The sequence below is a fragment of the Pseudomonas sp. B22129 genome, from assembly GCF_044218875.1.
In the GTDB taxonomy this organism is placed as follows: domain Bacteria; phylum Pseudomonadota; class Gammaproteobacteria; order Pseudomonadales; family Pseudomonadaceae; genus Aquipseudomonas.
Window position 1 is genome coordinate 1143592 of record NZ_CP162592.1, and the last position, 20782, is coordinate 1164373.

Consider the following 20782-nt stretch of genomic DNA (forward strand, 5'->3'; position numbering starts at 1 on the left):
GGTTCCACGTTATAGGGGGCAAGTGGTAAAGACTAAAGATATTTCCGACGCTCACCCCCGGTTCCGGCGCAGGTAATATGCAATCCCCCCTCCAATCGCGACGATTCCCATGCTCAAAACCCTCGCGGTGGCCAATTACCGCTCGATCAACAAATTGGTAGTGCCACTGGACCGGTTGAACCTGATCACCGGCCCCAATGGCAGCGGCAAGTCCAACTTGTACCGGGCGCTGCGCCTGCTGGCCGAAACCGCCCAAGGCGGGGTGATCAACGCGCTGGCCCGTGAGGGCGGGCTGGACTCGACGTTCTGGGCCGGGCCGGAAACCATCACCCGGCGCATGCGCACGGGCGAAGTGCCGATTGAGTCCAGCGTGCGCCAGGGCGTCAAACGCTTGCGCCTGGGGTTTGCCGGGGAAGATTTCAGCTACGCCATCTCCCTCGGGTTGCCCGAACCCAGCAAGTCGTTCTTCTCCCTCGACCCCGAAGTGAAAAAAGAATGCATCTGGGCCGGCCACAGCTATCGCCCGGCCAGCCTGTTGGTGCAGCGTTCCGGCCCGATGGTGCGCGCGCGCGAAGGCCGCGCCTGGGACGTGCTCGCCCAACACACGCCAAATTACAACAGCCTGTTCGATCAGGTCGGCAGCCTGCGCGGCTCACCCGAGGTGCTGTTGCTACGTGAAAGCATTCGCGGCTGGCGCTTTTATGATCACTTTCGCAGCGACGTGGACGCGCCGGTGCGCCAGCCACAACTGGGTACTCGCACGCCGGTGTTGCATCACGACGGGCGGGATCTGGCGGCAGCGTTACAAACCATCCGTGAAATCGGCGACCCCGAGGCGTTGCAGCGGGCGGTGAGCGATGCGTTCCCCGGTGCACGGTTGAACATCGAGCCCTTGCAGGGTGGGCGCTTCGCGATTGAGTTTTATCAGGAAGGCTTGCTGCGGCCACTGTCGGCGGCGGAGTTGTCGGACGGGACGTTACGCTATTTGTTGCTGATCGCCGCGCTGCTGACGCCAAGGCCACCGACCATGATGGTGCTGAACGAGCCGGAAACCAGCCTGCACCCGGATTTGCTGCCGGCGTTGGCGCGCTTGATTATCCAGGCGTCCATGCATTGCCAGGTGTGGGTGGTGTCCCATGCGAGCCGGTTGATTGCGGCGTTGCAGCAGGATGAAGGGTGTAATTCGATTGTGTTGGAGAAGGTGTTGGGCGAGACCCAAATCGTCGGGCAGGGGATTCTGGATGCGCCGGCGTGGCATTGGCCGGAATAGGTGGCGCCTGAGCCGGCCTCTTCGCGGGCAAGCCCGCTCCCACATTCGACCGAGTTCCACCTTTGGAATGCGGACAACTGTGGGAGCTGGCTTGCCTGCGATAGCGGTAGAACAGTCAGCGCAAAATCAGCCCTGCCACTTCCCGCCTTCAACAATCACGCTTTCAGGCTTGGTGTCATCGCTCAGCTCTTTACGCACGTACTGGTCATACAGCTTGAGCAGGAATTTCTCTTCACCCAACTTCGCCAACTCGGCATTCACCCAGTCACGCAGCTCGATGTTGCCTTTCTTCACCGCCGGTGCAATCGGCGCTTCATCACCGAGCTTCTCTTCCAGCACGCGATAGCCCGGGTTCTGCTTGGCCCAACTGAACAACACCAGGTTGTCTTGCGCGTAGGCATCGCCACGGCCAGCCGACAGCGCTTGCAGCGACTCGGAGTTTTTCTCGAACTTGAGCAGTTTCCAGTCCGGGTGGTTCTTGGTCAGCCAGATATCGGCCGTGGTGCCGGTGGTGACGATGGTGGTGCGGGTGGCCAGGTCATCCAGGTTTTTCACCGCGCTGCCGTTCGGCACCAGGGCCTGCACCGCGACTTTCAGGTTGGGGTTGGTGAAGTCCACCGCTTCCTTGCGCTCAGGCGTCACGGTCATGTTGGCGAGGATCAGGTCGACCTTGTCGCTTTGCAGAAACGGAATACGGCTGGCGGGTTCAACCGCGACGAACTCGACTTTGTTTTCATCGCCCAACAAATCCTTGGCGAATTGGCGGCCGATGTCGGTATCAAACCCCACGTAGCGGCCCGCTTCGTTTACAAAGCCGAACGGCGGTTTGTCAGTGAACACGCCGACGATCAACTTGTCGCGCGCCTTGATCTTGTCGATGTAACTCGCGGCAGCAGCGACAGGTTTGGCAGGCTCTTCGGCCTTTTTATCGCAGCCGGCCAGCAAGGCGACGGCAAACAGTGGCAGCAGTAACTTTTTCATAGCAACTCCAGTTCCTTGGTTTTCTTGGGCAGTGTTGAAACAAAGGAGAACTTCTCCAGGAACTGCTGCGCGCGTGCGGTTTGCGGGTTCGTAAAGAATGCCTCGGGGGTGTTCTGTTCGAGGATGCGACCGGCCTCCATGAACACCACGCGGTCAGCGACGGCGCGGGCGAAGGCCATTTCATGGGTAACGATCAGCAAGGTCATGCCATCGCGGGCCAGGCCCTGGATCACCTCCAGCACTTCCTTGACCATTTCCGGGTCGAGCGCGGCGGTGACTTCATCAAACAGCATGACCTGAGGGTTCATGCACAGCGAACGGACGATGGCGATGCGTTGCTGCTGGCCGCCGGAGAGCTGACGCGGGAATGCGTCACGCTTGTCGGCCAGGCCTACGCGCTCGAGCAATTTCTCGGCCTGGGCGCGGGCTTCACGGGGCTCGCGTTTTTGCACTTTCAGCGGGCCGAGCAGGAGGTTGTCGAGCACGCTCATGTGCGGGAACAGGTGGTAGCTCTGGAACACCATGCCCACGTCCTGGCGCACCTGGCGCCAATCGGTTTTTTTATCCAACAGCTCGTTACCGGCAAAACGCAGGCTGCCGCTGTGGGCCACTTCCAGCCCGTTCAGGCAGCGCAGCAACGTGCTTTTGCCGCAGCCGCTGGGGCCGAGGATCACCACCACTTCGCCGCTTTGCACGCTCAGGTCGATGCCCTTGAGCACCTGCGCTTCGCCGAAGTACTTGTTGAAACCCTGAAACTCGATCAATGCGCTCATGCTTGGGCCCAGCGCCGTTCCAGCACCTTGGAGGCGGCCGACAACGGGTAGCAGATAAAGAAGAAAAACAGGAAGAGCACGCCGTAGATCAGAACCGATTCATAGGTGCGTTCGATGATTTGCTGGCCGACCTTGATCACATCCACCACGCCGATCAGCACGGCGAGCGAACTGGTCTTGATGATGCGCGTGTAGACGTTGATGGTTGGCGGGGTCATGCGTTTGAGCGCCTGAGGCAGCAACACGTAGCCGTAGAGTTGCGGGTCGGATAAGCCAATCGACAAGCCTGCCTCACGCTGGCCACGGGGCAGCGAATGCAAGGCGCCACGCACCACTTCGCCCACCTCACTGGCGCCCCACAACGACAGCACCAGCACCGCGCACCAGAAGCTCGGAATGCTCAGACCGAAGAAAATCGGCAGGCCAAAAAACAGCAGGTACAACCACACCAGCACCGGGATTGCCCGGAACAGCTCCAGGTAAACCCGCAACACCGCGTTGATCAGCCGGTTGTTCAAGGTCCGCAGCACGCCGTACAACACACCGCCAACCGTGCTGAATGCGATGCTCAGAAACGAAATCGACAGGGTTTGCGCAGCGCCCTTGCCCAGTTGCGGCAACGACACCCAGAGCAATTCAAGACCCGAACTGGCCATGCTGGAGCCTCCTTTCCAGGCGGCTGAGCAACAGCGACAGCGGCAAAAACAGCAACACGCAAATCAGTGTCAGCACGGCGAGCATTTCGTAGGTTTTGTAGTAAAGGGCGATGTAGCTTTTAGTGGTGTAGAGAATCTCCGGCACCGCCACGGCAGACACCACGGTCGTCTCCTTGAGCAGGAAGATGAAATTGGCGAACAGCGCGGGCAGGCTGAGGATGCCGGCCTGGGGCAGGATCACGTGGCGCAGCAACTGCCAGTCCGACAGGCCAATGGACTTGCCCGACTCGATCTGCGCCAGCGGCACCGCTTCCACACCCGCACGCAGCACTTCGGTGAGGTAAGCGCCGCCGAGGAAGGTCATGGTGATGATCGCCGCCCAGAACCCGGAAATATTGAAGCCCAGGGCCGGCAGCGCGAAGTAGACGAAAAACAGCTGGATCAGCAGCGGCGTGTTGCGCGCCAGCTCCACATACAACGCCACCAGGCGCGACAGGTAAGGCGTGCGAAACACCAGCAAGGCGGCGTTGATCAGCGCCACCAGCAACGAGGTGGCAATGGCGATCAGGCCCACTTGCAGCGTCACCCCCACGGCTTTGAGAAACGCCGGCAAGGTGCTGAGGATAAATGCGAAATCGAAAGTCATTTGCAGTCCATGACGCCGCAAGGGTAATGCAGCGAGCGCAGTTCAATCCGCCGTGGGTAACGCCGGGTAGCGCGAACTTTAAAGGTATAAAAAATAAAATTTAAATACCCAAATAGCATATTGATATCACCCAAAAAGATAACCCCCGTATTCGCGGGTTTGACAGGTGCGGGCTATGGTCTGTGGGTCGAAAGATTCGAGGGACTGAGCAATGAACGAAGCGAAACCGATGGATCCGCAGGAGCTGGTGAAGTGGTTGGTGGCGTTGCGCCGGGCGATCAATAGCCGCGATCTCTGAACAGATGCAAATCCAAATGTGGGAGCGGGCTTGCTCGCGAAAGCGGTGTATCAGTCAGAGTATCTGTTACTGACAGACCGCTTTCGCGAGCAAGCCCGCTCCCACATTTTTGACTGTGTTCCAAGCGGCCATAAAAAAACGCCGACGCGATAAAAGCCGTCGGCGTTCAAACCTTGAAGGGGGTTTGGTTTACATCAGAACGCAGGCACGACCGCGCCGTTGTACTTCTTCTCGATGAAGGCTTTGACTTCCGGGCTGGTCAGCGCTTTGGCCAGTTTCTGGATCGCGTCGCTGTCCTTGTTGTCCGGGCGGGCCACCAGGAAGTTCACGTACGGCGACTTCGCGTCCTCGATGATCAGCGCGTCTTTGGCCGGGTTCAGGCCCGCTTCCAGCGCGTAGTTGGTGTTGATCAGGTCCAGGTCAACCTGGTCCAGCACGCGCGGCAGCAGAGCGGATTCCAGCTCTTTGAATTTCAGATTTTTCGGGTTGCTGGCGATGTCTTTTGGTGTGGCCAGGGCATTGCTTGGATCTTTCAGGGTGATCACACCGGCTTTCTGCAGCAGCAACAGGGCGCGGCCGCTGTTGGAGCCTTCGTTCGGGATGGCCACGGTGGCGCCATCTTTGAGCTCGGAGATGTTCTTGATCTTTTTCGAGTAGCCGCCGAAGGGTTCAACGTGCACGCCCACCACGGTGACCAGGTTGGTGCCCTTGCCCTTGTTGAAGTTTTCCAGGTACGGCAGGGTCTGGAAGTAGTTGGCGTCCAGGCGCTTCTCGGCCACCTGCACGTTTGGCTGCACGTAGTCGGTGAAGACTTTGATTTCCAGGTCCACGCCTTCTTTGGCCAGGGTCGGTTTGACCAGCTCAAGGATCTCGGCGTGCGGGATCGGGGTGGCGGCAACCACCAGTTTCTCGTTGGCCTGGGCGAAGCTAGCAGTCAGGGCAGCCGCCAGTGCGGTAAACAACAGAACCTTTTTCATGCAGTGTCCTTATCGAAATTCCGGGGCGTCTCTGACGACCGTTTTTTGTGGTGTGCCAGCGAAGTGCTATCGCGGCGTGGAACGGACAATACCTAGATTTTTTATTCCCGAACAATATCTTTTATTCACGTTGATATTCCATTTTGCTCATACAGGAATTGACGCAGCACTTCCTGCTCGGCGGGGCTGGCCCGTTGGAAAATCTGCCGCACCTGCTCCAGCGGCGAACCCACCGCCGGCAGGTTCAAATGCTCGGGCAAAATCTCGTCGCCACTGCTGACCAGCAACGCAAAATGAATGACGTTTTCCAGCTCGCGGGTGTTGCCCGGCCAGCTGTGGTGTTCCAGCACGCGCTGCGCCGCATCGCTGATCAGCGGCACCGGCAGGTCCAGGCGCTGGCTGTAGATGCCGAGGAAGTATTCCGCCAGGGACAAAATATCGCCGACGCGCTCGCGCAATGCCGGCAAATCCAGCTGGCCTTCGCTCAGGTAATGGAACAAGCGCTCATTGAACTTGCCCGCCGCCACCGCCTGGGCCAGATCAATGCTGGTAGCCGCCACCAGCCGCACATCCACCGGGCTCGGCTGATGGGCACCGACACGGGTGACTTCGTGATTCTCCAGCGCAGCGAGCAACTTGACCTGGATCGGCAACGGCAAGTCGCCGATCTCGTCCAGGTACAGGGTGCCGCCATTGGCCGAGCCAAACCAGCCCGCCCGGCTGCTGGCCGCGCCACTGTGAGCGCCGGCGGCGTAGCCGAACAATTCGGCATCGGCGTAAGTCGGGCTGATGGCGCCGCAATTAACCGATACAAACAAACCGGTACGGTCGCTGCCACGGTGGATGTGCCGCGCCAGCAGCTCCTTGCCGCTGCCGGTTTCGCCGCGAATCAACACGGGCAAGGCGCGTGGCGCGAGGCTCTCCAACTCTTCACGTAACTGGCGCGAGCGTGGGTCGACGAACACCAGCGCCTTGGCACGGATGCTCAGCGGGCTTTTGTCGGCGTCGGGAAAGGTCAGCAAAGGCTGGCCGTAGGTTTCATGCAGGCTCATGGCAGGCTCCCGCCCCCAATCCACTTCAGGGACGGGGCGTTGAAAAAATGTCAGGCACTACGCCGGGCGTGGTGCTCAAGGCGGTTTTGCAGGCGATAAAGATAGGCAAAACCCTGCTCCCAGCGCTGGTGGCCGGACTTCACATTGATATGGCCGGCACCGGACAGAATCCCGGCTTCGGCGCCCCAGTTGCGCGCCAGTTCCAGCGCCCGAGGGGCACTGACGGCGCTGTCGTTGTCGGAGCTGACCACCTGGCTCGGAAACGGCAACAGGTGGGTCGGAATGGGGGCGAAATTGCGCAAGGCGGGGGCACAGGCCGGGCGTTCCACATCGGCCGGGGCCACCAGCAAGGCGCCGCGCACCTGCCGCAGAAACTGCACCGGCGCTGTCGCGGCCCAGTGGGCGACGGTGATGCAACCCAAGCTGTGAGCGATCAGGATGACCGGCGTGCTGTCCGCCGCGATGGCCTCGGCCAGCGCTGCCACCCAGTCTTCGCGGCGCGGCGTCAGCCAGTCGGCCTGTTCCACCCGCGCACTGTTGGGCAGGCTGTTCTGCCAATGGCTTTGCCAATGATCTTCTGGCGATCCTTGCCAGCCCGGCACGATCAGGTAACGAATCGACTCGCTGTGCATGGGTGTGCCCTCCTGCAGCGTTTAACGTTGCTGACCAGTATAGGGACGGGGTTTATATTCGTTAAGGAATAAGAAGCTATTTATTAATAACCAAAACATCAAAACCCATGAAGATCAAAATGTGGGAGCGGGCTTGCTCGCGAATGCGGTGGGTCAGCTAGCACATTCATCAACTGACGCACCGCATTCGCGAGCAAGCCCGCTCCCACAGGGGTCTGTGTTCAACCTCAAATCGCAGGCAAAAAAAAAGGCCGCACCCTGCCAAGGAGACGGCCAAAAAATTGTCGAGGCTTTTGCAACTCAACGAGCGGTAATCACCGACAGTTTGGTGATGCCCGCGCGTTCGATAGACGCCATGGCTCGCGCCACTTCGCCGTAGTTCACGCCATCGTCAGCCTGCAGTTGCACCCGCACATCGGGGTCCTTGGCCTTGGCCGCCTGCAGGTTGAATTCCAGCAGGTCCGGCTGGATTTCGTCCTTGTTGATAAACAGTTTGCCGGCACCGTCGATGCTCACCACCAGCGGGTCTTTCTGCTCCACCGGGGCCACGGCCTGGGTCTTGGGCAGGTTGATCGGAATCGCATTGGTCAACAGCGGCGCGGTGACGATAAACACCACCAGCAGCACCAGCATCACGTCCACCAACGGCGTGACGTTGATCTCGCTCAGCACCTCATCACTGTCTTGCGTGGAGAAGGCCATTTCAGGACGCCTCCTTCACTTTTTGCGGGTTGCCGGCAGCGGCCTTGTTCAGCGCTGGGTGCAGCAGCACGCGGAACGAATTTTTCTGCGCCAGGCTGTAGAAGTCGTGGGCAAAGTCGTCCAGGTCGGCGGCCGTCAGCTTCAAACGGCGCAGGAAGTAGTTGTAGACCAGCACCGCCGGCACCGCGACGGCGATCCCCACGCCAGTGGCAACCAGTGCGGCACCAATCGGCCCGGCCACGGTTTCGAGGCTGGCAGAACCGGCGGCGCTGATCCCCTTCAGCGCTTCCATGATCCCCCACACGGTGCCGAACAGGCCGATAAACGGCGAGGTGCTGCCGATACTCGCGACCACAGCCAGGCCGGTTTCCAGCGAGCGGCGCTCACGTACGATCTGCTGGCGCAGGGCGCGCTCGAGGCGGTCCTGGTGATTGATCGCCTGGCTCAAATCGGCCGCGTGCGGTGCCTCGCCGACCTGGATGGCGGCGTAACCGGCCAGGGCCACGCGAGCCGCCGCGCCGGGCTGGGTTTGGGCCAGTTCTGCCGCTGAGTCCAGACTGGACGCGGCCCAAAACTGTTTATGAAATTTGCGATCCTGCGCTTTCAGGCGGCCGAACTGCACGCCCTTGAGCAGGGCAAAGCCCCAGGTGGCAACCGAAAAGACCACCAGCAGCCAGATCACCGCGCTTTCGATGGATTCAAGTGGAGATGCTAATGCCATGATGTTTTCCCTCTGTGCAGGTCGCGGTGTGTCCAACACACCGCAGCCGAATAGTTAGTGAATCTTGAAATCGATCGGTACGCTGACCCAGCCGTCCTGGGCCACTTCGCCCTGCTTGGCCGGCACAAAGCTCCAACGCTTCACGGCGGCTAGTGCGGCGTCGTCGAGTTGCTGGCGACCGCTGCTCTTCTGGACCTGGATCTCACCGGGCTTGCCGCTGGCCAACACATGCACCCTGAGCAACACCGTGCCTTCCCAACCCCGGCGCTGGGCCAGTGACGGGTATTCGGGCGCCGGGTTCTTCAAGTACGCGGCGTTGGCCGAAGCCGGTGTCACCGGGGCCGGCGACGGCGGAGCCGGTGGCGCGGGCGGTGCCGGTGTCGGCGGCGCAGGCGGTTGCTCAACCGGTTTCGGCGCGGGCTTTGGCTCAGGTTTTGGCACTGGCTTCGGCTTGGGTTTTGGAATCGGTTTTGGCGGCGCTGGTTTGGCAGCCAACTCATCCACCACCGGCGGCGGTGGCTCGACCACGGGCGGCGGTGGTGGCGGCGGCACGGGCGGTGGCGGTTCAACCACGGGCGGCGCCGGCTGGGAAAATTCGATGGTCATCGGTGGAATTTCCGGCGGCACAACAGGCAGCACCGGCGTTGGCTTCTGGCTCACCCAATAGATCACCGCACCGTGCAGGGCCAAGACCAGCAACCCCAGCAGAATCCCTTCGCGGCGACTCGAAAAGCGTTTCGGGGCTTGCTGCAGACGCTGCTGCCCCAACGGCGCGCGGTGCGGCCGGCCAAGGTCGACCAACTCACCACCCGGTGCCTGGCGCCACTGCGCCTCGTGTGCACTGGCGGCGGTCTGGACATTGCCCATTGATTCACTCCCCTACGGTTTTGAAACAAAAAACCGACAGGCCTGCCTGGGCGGCCGTCGAGGGCTGAATCATCGGGGCTAGACGCTTATCTCTTAAAGTAATCTTTGAAGTTATACATAGATCAAAATTGAATAAACGAAATATCCAGAAACGTCAAAGCCACGAGCTGCGCGGGCTAGCGCGATGCAGCGTTTTTTCGATGCTTTAAAGGCATACAAAATATTCCTGTAAAGCATCGATTGTGGCGAGCGGGCTTGCCCCGCGTTGGGTGGCGAAGCCGCCCTAAAAGGAGCACACGTCTTATGCCTGACACACTTCGGGGGGGCTTTCTGGGGCCGCTTCGCAGCCCAACGCGGGGCAAGCCCGCTCGCCACAAGAGCACCAGGGGCAAAAATCTACTCAGGGCTGTTTGCACACAAAGCCAGCAATTGGCGCTGCAATGTCTGCCCCGCTGCACCCAAGCCACTGCGGCCATACAGGGCCAGGCGCACGCCTTGCACCGATGGCAAACCACTGTCTTCATCCAGAATCACGTGCCCAGCTTGCACCACTCGCCTGGGCAGCAAACTGATGCCCAACCCCGCCGCCACGGCTGAACACACGCTGGCCAGGCTCGCGCTGGAATAGCCGATGCGCCAGCGCCAGCCACCGACTTCCAGGTGTTGCAGCATTTCATTGCGGTACAAACCGCCTACCGGAAACGCCACCAACGGCAGCGGGTCGCGACCCAGCGACGGCATGCCAAGGCTGTCGACCCAGCACAGCGGTTCCGGCCAGGAGGCCAGGCAGTCGTCGCTGTCGCCCATCTGCTTGACCAGCAGCACATCGAATTCGCCGCCCCGGTATTGGCGTTGGAGTTCCGGGCCGAGGCCGCTGGTGACTTCAAGGCGCACGCGCGGGTGAGCCCCCACAAATGCCGACAGCAAGGGCATTAGGCGCTCGGCGGCGAAATCCTCCGGCACACCAAGGCGCAGCACACCTTCGCTTTGCTGATTGGTCAGCACGTCGGCGGCCTCTTCGTGCAGCGCGAGGATGCGCCGCGCATACGCCAACAAGCGCTCACCCTCAGCGGTGGCCACTACGCGACGCTGTTCGCGGTCGAGCAACTGGCACGCCACGGCCTCTTCCAGGCGACGGATCTGCTGGCTGACGGTGGATTGAGTCAAGTGCAGGCGCTCGGCGGCGCGGGTGAAATTGCCGCAGTCCACCACGGCCACAAAACTGCGCAACAACACGGGATCGAACATCGACATCACCATTGCGTTTGCCACTGGTTGGCATGGTTATATTTAATTTCAGAATACCCGCGCCGCTGCCCATACTCACCCCCTCATTTACCGACCCGCACAGGCGCTGCATGACGCTGAATCACTCTATCGCCGGCAAACTCGCCGGCTGGGGCCTGCTGGTGGTACTCGGCCTCAACCTGCGGCCGATCCTCAGCTCCATCAGCCCCTTGCTCGGTGAGATCCGCCAAGCCACCGGCTTGAGCTTTCAAAGCAGTGCCCTGCTGACCAGCCTGCCGGTGGTGTGCATGGGGTTGGTCGCGTTGATTGGTGTGCGCGTGGAAGCACGCTTGGGTGAACGGCGCGGCATTGCGTTGGGCTTGATGATGATTCTGCTGGCGTGCCTGGCGCGCTGGCTGATGGGCCAGGCCTCGGCGCTGCTGGTCACCGCATTGCTCGGCGGTGCCGGTGTAGCGCTGATCCAGGCGCTGGTGCCGGCGATGATCAAGCGCGAATTCAATCACCGCGTGCCGGTGGCGATGGGTGTGTATTCCGCCTCATTGATGGCGGGCGGCGGGCTCGCTGCCTTGCTCAGCCCGTTGGTGGCCACTCACTTCCAGCAATGGCAGGCAGGCTTGGGCGTGTGGCTGCTGCCGGCGCTGGCCGCGCTGCTGCTGTGGGCATGTGTGCCGCTGGGCGCGGCCAAAAGCGCCAAGCTGATTCCCGCGTTCAAGGGGCTGCGTAATCGTCGTGCCTGGCTGTTGGCGCTGTATTTCGGCCTGGTCAATTGCGGCTATATGAGCATGGTGGCGTGGCTGCCTGCGTACTATCAGCAATTGGGTTGGGGCGTACTGCCCAGCGGTTCGCTGCTGGCATTCATGACGATCTTCCAAGTGCTCGCCGCGCTGTTGATGCCGGTACTGGCACAACGCGGCATCGACCGCCGCCCGCTGCTCGGCATCAGCCTGTTGGCGCAGACCGTGGGCTACCTCGGCCTGATCATGGCGCCGCTGCAATTCCCGCATCTGTGGGTCGCCTTGTGCGGCTTCGGCCTGGGCGCGTGTTTCGCCCTGAGCCTGCTGCTGACCCTGGACCACCACCGCGACCCACGCCAGGCCGGGCAACTGGCGGCGTTTGTGCAAGGCGTAGGCTTTTTGATCAATGCGCTGTCGCCATGGCTGACCGGTTGGCTGCGCGAACTCACCGGCCACTTCATCAGTGCGTGGTGGGTGCTGACGGTAACCGTGGTGGCCATGTTGGTGGTGACGCGGGTGTTTAGCCCGGCCACCTACCGCACGCCGTCAGAAGTCGTAGCGACCGGTCACGCCTAAGGTGCGCGGCGTGCCCAACAGGCCTTCGTAGCCGCCATTGCCGCCGGTCCAGAGGGTGGTGTAGTAGGTTTTGTCGAAGGCGTTTTTCAGCCACAAGGACAGGTCCCACTGACCTTGCTGATAGTTGCCGCGCAGGCCGGTGGACAGGTTGACCACCGCATACGCCGGAATCTGCCCGTAGTCGGAGTCTTCCACCGTGCCCACCGCCTTGGAGCGGAACGCATAGCTGGCCGTGACGTAAGGCTCGAAGCCGTTCTCCAGGTTCCACTTGTACTCGCCGTTGGCGTTGGCGATCCACTTCGACGCACCGACCACCTGGTGGCCGCTCAAATCACAGGAGGCTGGCGCGCCCGGGCGCAAGCTGACTTCCGGCGGGCACGGCGCATCCTTGTAAGACAGGTAACTCACATCATTGAACGAGCCGTTGAGGTTCAGCGTCAGGCCCTTGATCGGCACCAGCGTGCTTTCCACTTCAACGCCGCGCGAGCGCACAGAGCCTGCGTTGGTCAGGTATTGCACGCGGTTGCTGTCGTCGTAGGCGTTGGTCTGGTAACCGTTGACCTGGGTCCAGAACAGGTTGGCATTGAGCTGCAGGCGGCGGTCCCACAGCGTGCTTTTAAAGCCCAGCTCGGCGTTGTTGGCGCGTTCGGTACCGACCAGCAATGAGTCCGCCCCGGCTGTCGGCGCGGAGCCTACCACCAGGTTGACCCCGCCGGACTTCTCGCCGTGGGACAGGGTGGCGTAACCCAACAGGTTTTCATTGAAGTGATAGCTGAGGTTCAGCAGGCCGGATGGGCTGGTGCTGTACTGGCTGAGATCGCCGGAGTCATAAATACCCGCTCGCCCGCGCCGCGCGGTGGCCGCGGCACCGGTGACTGCGGCGCCACCCAGCGGCGCGTTGCGGCTGACCCAGGCGCTTTTCTCTTCATAGGTGCCGCGCACGCCGGCGGTGAAATCCAGGCGCTCGGTAAGGTGCCAGGTGCCTTGGGCAAACAGCGCAAAACTGTCGGTGCGAATATGCCCGTTGCCCACACTGCTCACGTTATTCAGCGCGCCGGTCGGCGTGCCATTCCAGATATCCGCCTTGGGCCCGTAATAGGCGAAGGATTTGTTATCCAGCGAGTTGCCGAAGTAGTAGGCGCCAAGCACGTAATCAAAGAAACCACCGGTAGGCGAAGCCAGGCGGAATTCCTGGGACCACTGCTTATCCTCCACCGACACGCCCGCGTTATACGTCGCCGGCACGTTGAGGCCATCGTCGTTGCGCGGGGTGAAACTCCAGAAGCGGTAGGAGCTGACAGACGTCAGGGTGAAGTCGCTCGGCAAGGTCCAGTTGGCCTCCAGCGACGTGCCGCCCTGGAACACAGTGACATGCTGGTCGCTGTCCAGGTTGACCTTGCGGTGAGTGCCGTCCACCAGCGTGGCGCCCGCCGCATTGGCGCGCGATTGGTACAGGTTGGTGCCATTGATGGTCGGCCCGGTGCTGTACAGCACGCGGGTGCCGGCGCTGGAATCCTCTTCGTTGTAATCGCCGATCCAGCGCGCATTGAAGGTTTCGCTGGGCTTGTACAGCAGCTGCCCGCGAAAGCCCTGGCGTGAGCCGCCGTTGAGGTCATGGCCGTTGTATTCGTTTTTGATGTCGCCGTCGCTGCGGGTGCGATAGGCCGAAAAACGCCCGGCCAGATCATCGGTGAGCGGCCCGGAAATCGTTCCTTTGGTCTGGAAGTACCCGTCCTCGCCCAACGAGGTTTCGATGCTGCGTTCCGGGGTAAAACTTGGCGCGCGGGTGCTGATGTTGATCACCCCGGCGGTGGTGTTCTTGCCGAACAAGGTGCCTTGCGGGCCGCGCAAGACTTCGAGCTGCTCGATGTCCATCAAATCGAACACCGCCATGCCTGGCCGGCCCAGATAGACGTTGTCGATATACAGCCCCACGCTGCCTTCCAGGCCATCGCTCGCCGGGTTATTGCCCAGGCCGCGAATCGACACGCTGGACTGGCGCGCGTGCATGTAGGCGACGTTGACGCTGGGCACCAGCTGCTGCAAATCCTGAATCCGGTACACCCGCTGGCTCTCAAGCGCCTGGCCGCCTATGACGCTCATCGGCGTCGGCACTTCCTGGGCGCTTTCGGTGCGCCGCCGCGCCGTCACAGTGACCGTCTCAAGCTGGCCGCTGGCGTTTTCGCCCTTGCTGGCAGGTGCTGGCGTTTCGGCGGCCTGGGTCGGCGACCAACTGGTACTACCGGCCACCAACATGGCCAGGGGCAAGGACTTCAACAGACTCATAAGCGGCTCCGGAACCCGGAAATATCCATCTACCGATATTCCCTTAAGTTATTTATTTATGTTTTTACGAACATTTACTGCATAAGAGATAGCCTTTATAAGGAGTCGACCTAATGCATAGCCAATGCATTTCCCCGATATTTTTGATGTGAAAAATGCATATCGATTTGCGTCAGTTACGCCACTTCATTGCCCTCGCCGAACAACGCAGTTTTGTCGCGGCGGCACAGGCCGTGAACCTGTCGCAGTCGGCGTTCAGCCGCAGCATCCAGGCGCTGGAGCACAGCGCCGGTTGCCAGTTGGTGGACCGTGGTCGCAAGGACCTGGCGCCGACCAAACAAGGCCAGGTGCTGCTCGAACATGCGCGGCGGCTGGTCAGCGGCGCGCAGCAGTTGGCCAACGAGATCAGCCAGTTCAATGGCCTGGAGGCCGGTGAGCTGCGCTTCGGCTGCGGCCCGGCGCCCGCTGCGGGGTTGATCCCGCGTGCCATCGGCAGTTTTATCGGGCGTTACCCCAAGGCCCGCGTGCAGTTTCAGGTGGATGACTGGCAAAGCCTGAGCAAACGCCTGCTCAGCGAGGAGTTTGAATTTTTCGTCGCCGACACCCGCCACTTCGAAGCCAACCCGGACTACCACACCCACCGCCTGCGCCCGCGGCGCTGGTATTTCTGCTGCCGCGCCGGGCACCCGCTGGCCGGGCGCGACAGCGTGAGCGCCGCCGAGCTGATGAGTTACCCACTGGCCGTGACCATCCGCCCGCCGAACTTGCGCAAGGTGATTGTCGACCTCAGCGGCCGGCCGGATTACCTGCCCAATGTGGAGTGTGAAAACGGCTACAGCCTGATGGGTGTGGTGCTGCGTTCCGACGCTATCGGCATCGTCAGTGCCAACAGCGACGTGCTGCACATGGCCCGGGGTGAGCTGGTGTGTTTGAAGATTGATGGCCTGGCGGAGGATCTGGAGGAGCGCTATACGCGCTACGGGATTGTCAGCCGCGCGGGGTATCGGTTGTCGCCTTTGGCAGAGGCGATGATCGAGCAGATCAAGGAGATTGATGAGCGGGATGAGGACGTGTGTGCGCTGGAGAATCTCGCTGTCTGAGCGGGCGCTTTCGCGAGCAAGCCCGCTCCCACACTTGAAATGCATTCCCCTGTGGGAGCTGGCTTGCCTGCGATAGCGCCAGTAGCAGCACCCATGCATTCCTTGCATGAAACCCAGTCCTCAAATGCACTTGCCCGCCCACCGGCATAACGGCGAAAACAGAGGCCTGTTCCCCGTTCGGTAAAGCCCTCATGTCCCAACCCAACTCCGTACGCAACGTGCTCTACATCATGTGCGACCAACTGCGCCGCGATTACCTGTCGTGCTACGGCCACGCGCATTTGCACACGCCGAATATCGACCGGCTCGCCGCCGCCGGCGTGCGCTTCAGCCGCGCTTACACCCAGGGCACCATTTGCGGACCGTCGCGGATGTCGGCGTACACCGGGCGCTATGTCAGCAGCCATCAGGTGGCCTGGAACGCCGTGCCGCTGCCATTGGAAGAACTGACCATTGGTGACTACCTGCGCCCCCACGGCATTCGCACCGCGCTGGTGGGCAAGACCCACGCCACGCCCAACCTGGATGCCTTGCAGCGCCTGAACATCGACCCCGACAGTACGCAGGCCGAGCCGCTGAATGAGGTCGGCTTTGACGCGTATTTGCGCCACGACGGCATCTACCCCGACAGCCCGTTGTTCGACGATAAACGCGAGTCCGCGCCTTACACCCATTACCTGCGCGAGAAAGGCTACGGCGGCGCCAACCCCTGGCATGAATGGGCCAATTCCGCTGCGGGCGACAACGGCGAAGTGCTCAGCGGCTGGCACATGCGCAATGCCGGCTTGCCCGCGCGAGTGGCCGAAGCGCATTCGGAAACGGTCTACACCACTGACCGCGCCATCGACTTTATTGGCGAGCAAGGCGAGCGGCCGTGGTGCCTGCACTTGTCCTATATCAAGCCGCACTGGCCCTACCTCGCGCCGGCGCCCTATCACGCGCTATACGGTGCCGAGCACATTCAGGCACCCGTTCAGCCTGAGCAGCCCAGCGATCACCCGGTATACCAGGCATTCAGACAGCACCAGGAAAGCCTGAATTTCTCCCGTGACGAGGTGCGGCTCACGGTGATTCCGACCTACATGGGCTTGATCAAACAGATCGACGATCAACTCGGCCGGCTGTTCGATTTCCTGCAAAGCAATGGCCGCTGGAACGACACATTGATCGTGTTCACCAGCGACCATGGCGACTTTCTTGGCGATCATTTTCTGGGTGAAAAAGAGTTTTTGCTGGAGCCGGCAGTGGGCGTTCCGTTGATCGTTCGCGACCCGCGCGCCAGTGCCGACATCAGCCGTGGCTCGGTGGATCAGCGCTTGGTGGAAACCATTGATGCGCTGCCAACCTTCCTCGATGCATTGGGCCTGCCCTCGGCCGAGCACCGACTGGAAGGCCGCTCATTAATTCCGCTGCTGCACGGTCAAGAAACCGTCTGGCGCCACTACGCCATCGCTGAGTACGACTACGCCTTCCAGGCCCCGGCGCGCGAACGTCTGGAGCAGCCGATCGACCGCTGCCGCATGACCATGGTGCGCAGCGAGCGCTGGAAATATCTGGCCTACGACGGTTTTCGTGCACAGCTGTTTGACCTCGAAAACGACCCGCAGGAGTTGCGCGATCTGGGGGATGACCCCGCGTATGCCGAGGTGCGCGAGACCCATTCGGGCTATCTGTTCGAATGGCTGCGCGGGTTGAAGCGGCGCACGACCATCAGCCACTCGGAGATCGCCCTGCGTGGGCAACGGTTTCGCTATGGCGAGCCGGAGGCGGAAAAGGTCGTGCAAATCGGCGTCTGGTAAGCACCACAAACCCAATTTAGGAGCTGGCTTGTCGGGTCCCACACAAGCCAACTCTTACCTTTGGATGTGTGTTGGCTTATAGACCTTTGGTGGTTTTGCTGGCCTGCCCTTGTACACCCACCGGCACATCGCCCTTGAGCGTTACCCGGCGCACGATGCGCTCCTGGGTGCCGTAATCATCCACCGCATAATGCTGGGTCGCGCGGTTGTCCCAGATGGCTACGTCGCCAGTGTTCCAGCGCCAGCGCACGGTGTTTTCCAGGCGGGTGACGTGGCTTTGCAGCAAGTTGAACAGCTGCGCCGAATCCGCCTGGGAGTAGCCTTTCAAGCGTTTGACGAAGTGCCCGAGCAACAAGGTTTTTTCGCCGCTGACCGGGTGCACGCGCACCACCGGGTGCTCGGTTTCGTACACGGTGGAGGTGAAGATCTTGCGGTATTCCTCAAGCTTTTCCACCGACACGTCCGGTTTGCGCGCGGCGTAGTCGTATTCGTTGCTGTGCACCGCCCACAGGTTGTCCGCCAGCACCCGCAGCTCGGCGCTGAGGTCGTTATAGGCGCTGGCGGTGTTGGCCCACACCGTGTCGCCACCGGATTTGGGCGCCAGCACCGAACGCAGGATGGAGGCTTTGGGATAAGCGTCGACGAAGGTCACGTCGGTGTGCCACGAATTGGCGCGCTGGCCACGGCCGCCGTCCAGTTCCATCAGGAAGCGCGTGCCGTCACGCACGGGCACCGTCGGGTGAGCAATCGGCTCGCCGAGCAGGTGGGCGAAGGCTTCCTGGCCTTGGTCATCAAGGTGGGTCTGCTCGCGAAAGAAGATCACTTTGTACTGCACCAGCGCCTGCTGGATGGCCTCGACGGTGGCGGCATCCAGGTCGCCAGCCAGCTTGACGCCTCGAATTTCAGCACCAATGCGCCCGGCCACCGGGTGAATGTCCAGCGCCTGGGCGATGGGTTGAACAGCTAATGCGGCGTTGCTCATTGTGAAGACCCTCAAGTGCCTGATGGTGGGGACGCTTTCCGGCAACGCTCTATTGATATGCAATTTAGATCTAGCAGATGAATAGATGCTTCGTTGACGGAATAAGAGCTTGCATTTAAAACCTCAGCTCCCCTGGTCGCAAATGCCTTCGACCTATTTTTCAGATGCCGGGAAAGCATATGGATCTTCGCCAACTGCGCTACTTCATCGCCCTCAACGAACACCGCAGTTTCGTGCGCGCAGCAGACGCCATGGGCATCACTCAACCCGCGTTCAGCCGTAGCATCCAGGGGCTGGAACAGGAGTTCGGCTGCGTGCTGGTCGACCGGGGCAACAAGGATTTACGCCCCACGCCCGAGGGCCAAGTGGTGCTGCAACACGCCCTGAGCCTGGTGCACGGCGCCGCGTTGCTGAGCAGTGAAGTCACGCGCATGACCAAGCTCGACGCCGGCGACCTGCGCTTCGGCACGGGCCCGGCACCGGCGGTGAAGCTGGTGCCGGATGCGGTGGCGCGGTTTATCAGCGCGCACCCGAAAATCCGCACGAGTTTCCAGGTGGATAACTGGGAGAAACTCAGCCGCGCATTGAGCCGTGAGGAGATTGAATTTTTTATCGCCGACATCCGCCAGTTTGAAAACGATCCGAATTTCCAGACCCGCGCACTCACCCCAAAGCGCGGTGTGTTTTTCTGCCGCCCGGGGCACCCGCTGCTGGCCAAGGACAGCCTGTCGACCAACGACATGTTCGACTACCCGCTGGCCTCGCCGCTGATCTCCCAGGGCATTCGCAAACTGTTGGCGAACCTGAGCGGGCGCATGGATTTTTCGCCGAGCATTCAGACCGAGCACTTCCCGGCGCTGGTGAAGATTGTGTTGCAGTCCAACGCCATCGGCGTGGGCACTGAGGAAGCGTTTGCCGAAGACATCGCCCGGGGCACGTTGGTGCTGCTGCACTGGCGCAATCTGCCGCAGAACCTGGAGACCATGAGTGCGCGCTGCGGGATTGTCAGCCGCACCGGGTCAAGGTTGTCGCCGGCGGCGAAGGCGATGATCGAGACGCTGGTGGAGGTGGACAGGGCGCAGGTGAGTGTGGCGGTCTGAAGGGCCTCATCGCAGGCAAGCCAGCTCCCACATGTTGAACTGTGTATACCTTCAAGTGTGGGAGCTGGCTTGCCTGCGATAGCAATAGTCCAATCACCAAAACCCTTAGAGCCCCGCCGCCGCCAGATTCGGCGCCACCCAATCACTCACCTGAAACGGCTTGCGAATCAGCTTCTCTTTGGATGCCAGATCCACCGCATCCTGCAGTTTCCCAAGGAACACCGGGTCCAGGGTCGAGGGGAAAATCTCGCTGAGTTTTTCGTTTTTGAGGTCATTACCCAGAATCACCGGTGGATAACTCGCCCGGCCCGACACCAGATCGATATAGGCCTGCTTGTTGTTGTCATCGGTCAGCCACTGCACAGCCTGTTGTTGAGCCTTGAGCAACTGGGTGATGACCTCGGGGTGTTCGTCGACAAACTTGCCGCTGCCCACCAGCACCGCCTGAACACTGCCCGCGCCACCCAGGTCCTTGGTGGTCAGCGGCAGTTCGGCCAGGCCCTTGGCTTGCAACGCCGCCAGGTTCGCCCCGCCCCACGTCGCGTCAATCTGCTTGGCGGCCAGTGCGGCGCCGGCGGCGTTGAAGTCCAGGTTGATGATTTTCAGGTCTTTCTCGCTCAAGCCCTGGCTGGCCAAGGCGCTGTCGAGCGACAACTGGGTGGCAGTGCCACGGAACACCGCCACGCGCTTGCCCTTGAGGTCCTGCAAGGTCTTGATGCCCGAACCGGGCACTACGCCGAGGTACTGTTTGATGTCACGGGCGGTGGCGCTGAGCAAGCGGGTGTCGAGGCCATTGGAGCGGCCAATGATCGCCGCCAGGTCGCCGAGATAAGCCAGGTCCACCTGGCCGTTGGCAAAGGCTTCATTGATCACGGGACCAGCCCCTTTGAAGTAATTCCACTGAATCTTGATGCCCTGGCCGGCGAAGGCTTTTTCGAAGATTTGCTGTTCGCGCAGCACGTCGGTGATGCCGCCTCCGCTGTGCTGGCTGCCGGCACTGAGATCCGGCACGGCAATGCGGATTTCCTTAAGGTCGGCGGCGTGCACCAGGCCGGCCAGCGCGGTGCCCGCGAACAGGGTGATCAGACGTTTGAAGGGCAATTTCATAAGCGCAGCTCCTGGTGGGCGAAGGTCGCCTGGGGAGCAGAAAGTAGGCATAGGCGGATCAAAACTTTAAATACTATAAATTCACAATTTAATATCTTTTAGCTCTATGCAAGCTAAAACGCTGGCTCCAGAGGGTTATGCATAAACAGCATCGAAAATATTCTCCGAATGCATTGGATGCGCCACAAGCAGGGGCTTTAAATGATTTTTCTTATCCCTCAATCATCTTGATTACGGCTTTATAAGATCTAAATCACATAACGCCCCAGGCGACA

At 61.1% G+C, this 20782-nt stretch carries 19 protein-coding genes; 5 read left to right on the forward strand and 14 right to left on the reverse strand.

The genetic code is table 11. The features are described 5' to 3' along the window. The first annotated feature begins 109 nt into the window (after positions 1 to 109). A complete protein-coding gene (locus tag AB4P94_RS05265; RefSeq protein WP_395609688.1) occupies positions 110 to 1270 on the forward strand; it encodes an AAA family ATPase in 1161 nt (386 codons plus the stop codon). A 126-nt stretch (positions 1271 to 1396) separates the two neighbouring features. Here AB4P94_RS05265 and AB4P94_RS05270 read toward each other — a convergent pair whose 3' ends face one another. The 11 genes from AB4P94_RS05270 to AB4P94_RS05320 form a co-directional block, all read right to left on the reverse strand. After that, on the reverse strand, positions 1397 to 2251 hold the full coding sequence (locus tag AB4P94_RS05270; RefSeq protein WP_395609689.1) for a transporter substrate-binding domain-containing protein: 855 nt from the start codon (positions 2249 to 2251) through the stop codon (positions 1397 to 1399). Beyond that, complete coding sequence (locus AB4P94_RS05275) at positions 2248 to 3024, reverse strand: amino acid ABC transporter ATP-binding protein (protein WP_395609690.1); 777 nt, start codon at positions 3022 to 3024, stop codon at positions 2248 to 2250. The genes AB4P94_RS05270 and AB4P94_RS05275 overlap by 4 nt, the downstream gene beginning before the upstream one ends. Continuing rightward, complete coding sequence (locus AB4P94_RS05280; RefSeq protein ID WP_033898855.1) at positions 3021 to 3680, reverse strand: amino acid ABC transporter permease; 660 nt, start codon at positions 3678 to 3680, stop codon at positions 3021 to 3023. The genes AB4P94_RS05275 and AB4P94_RS05280 overlap by 4 nt, the downstream gene beginning before the upstream one ends. After that, positions 3661 to 4326: an amino acid ABC transporter permease gene (locus tag AB4P94_RS05285; RefSeq protein ID WP_003187615.1), complete on the reverse strand. Its 666-nt coding sequence runs from the start codon at positions 4324 to 4326 to the stop codon at positions 3661 to 3663. The genes AB4P94_RS05280 and AB4P94_RS05285 overlap by 20 nt, the downstream gene beginning before the upstream one ends. Positions 4327 to 4818: 492 nt before the next feature. Next, positions 4819 to 5601: a MetQ/NlpA family ABC transporter substrate-binding protein gene (locus AB4P94_RS05290; protein ID WP_395609691.1), complete on the reverse strand. Its 783-nt coding sequence runs from the start codon at positions 5599 to 5601 to the stop codon at positions 4819 to 4821. Positions 5602 to 5726: 125 nt separating this feature from the next. Next, positions 5727 to 6653: a sigma 54-interacting transcriptional regulator gene (locus AB4P94_RS05295; RefSeq protein ID WP_395609692.1), complete on the reverse strand. Its 927-nt coding sequence runs from the start codon at positions 6651 to 6653 to the stop codon at positions 5727 to 5729. A 50-nt stretch (positions 6654 to 6703) separates the two neighbouring features. Next, the gene (locus tag AB4P94_RS05300; protein ID WP_395609693.1) at positions 6704 to 7285 is read right to left on the reverse strand and encodes an alpha/beta hydrolase; all 582 of its coding nucleotides are present in this window, start codon (positions 7283 to 7285) and stop codon (positions 6704 to 6706) included. Between the two features lie 300 nt (positions 7286 to 7585). Further along, entirely contained in the window at positions 7586 to 7987 is a 402-nt protein-coding gene (locus tag AB4P94_RS05305) for a biopolymer transporter ExbD (RefSeq protein WP_060755558.1), read from the reverse strand. Between the two features lies 1 nt (position 7988). Beyond that, positions 7989 to 8711, reverse strand: coding sequence for a MotA/TolQ/ExbB proton channel family protein (locus AB4P94_RS05310; protein ID WP_395611300.1), 723 nt, complete (start codon positions 8709 to 8711; stop codon positions 7989 to 7991). Positions 8712 to 8762: 51 nt separating this feature from the next. Further along, entirely contained in the window at positions 8763 to 9575 is an 813-nt protein-coding gene (locus tag AB4P94_RS05315; RefSeq protein ID WP_395609694.1) for an energy transducer TonB, read from the reverse strand. A 396-nt stretch (positions 9576 to 9971) separates the two neighbouring features. Beyond that, complete coding sequence (locus tag AB4P94_RS05320) at positions 9972 to 10823, reverse strand: LysR family transcriptional regulator (RefSeq protein ID WP_395609695.1); 852 nt, start codon at positions 10821 to 10823, stop codon at positions 9972 to 9974. Between the two features lie 110 nt (positions 10824 to 10933). On the opposite strand from AB4P94_RS05320, the gene AB4P94_RS05325 reads away from it, so the two are divergent. Then, positions 10934 to 12133 (forward strand): CynX/NimT family MFS transporter, encoded by a 1200-nt coding sequence (locus AB4P94_RS05325; RefSeq protein ID WP_395609696.1) that lies wholly within the window; start codon positions 10934 to 10936, stop codon positions 12131 to 12133. Here the strand turns inward: AB4P94_RS05325 and AB4P94_RS05330 are convergent. Further along, the gene (locus AB4P94_RS05330; RefSeq protein WP_395609697.1) at positions 12104 to 14419 is read right to left on the reverse strand and encodes a TonB-dependent receptor; all 2316 of its coding nucleotides are present in this window, start codon (positions 14417 to 14419) and stop codon (positions 12104 to 12106) included. The genes AB4P94_RS05325 and AB4P94_RS05330 overlap by 30 nt on opposite strands. Positions 14420 to 14574: 155 nt before the next feature. Between AB4P94_RS05330 and AB4P94_RS05335 the strand changes: the two genes are divergently transcribed. Continuing rightward, positions 14575 to 15519 carry a LysR family transcriptional regulator gene (locus tag AB4P94_RS05335; protein WP_395609698.1) on the forward strand — a complete coding sequence of 315 codons (945 nt, stop codon included), beginning with the start codon at positions 14575 to 14577 and terminating at the stop codon, positions 15517 to 15519. A 191-nt stretch (positions 15520 to 15710) separates the two neighbouring features. Next, positions 15711 to 17318: an alkaline phosphatase family protein gene (locus AB4P94_RS05340; protein WP_395609699.1), complete on the forward strand. Its 1608-nt coding sequence runs from the start codon at positions 15711 to 15713 to the stop codon at positions 17316 to 17318. A gap of 76 nt (positions 17319 to 17394) precedes the next feature. Here AB4P94_RS05340 and AB4P94_RS05345 read toward each other — a convergent pair whose 3' ends face one another. After that, the gene (locus AB4P94_RS05345; protein ID WP_395609700.1) at positions 17395 to 18300 is read right to left on the reverse strand and encodes a TauD/TfdA dioxygenase family protein; all 906 of its coding nucleotides are present in this window, start codon (positions 18298 to 18300) and stop codon (positions 17395 to 17397) included. A gap of 179 nt (positions 18301 to 18479) precedes the next feature. Between AB4P94_RS05345 and AB4P94_RS05350 the strand changes: the two genes are divergently transcribed. Further along, a complete protein-coding gene (locus tag AB4P94_RS05350; protein ID WP_395609701.1) occupies positions 18480 to 19400 on the forward strand; it encodes a LysR family transcriptional regulator in 921 nt (306 codons plus the stop codon). A 105-nt stretch (positions 19401 to 19505) separates the two neighbouring features. Here AB4P94_RS05350 and AB4P94_RS05355 read toward each other — a convergent pair whose 3' ends face one another. Further along, positions 19506 to 20507, reverse strand: coding sequence for an ABC transporter substrate-binding protein (locus tag AB4P94_RS05355; RefSeq protein WP_395609702.1), 1002 nt, complete (start codon positions 20505 to 20507; stop codon positions 19506 to 19508). Positions 20508 to 20782: the final 275 nt, after the last annotated feature.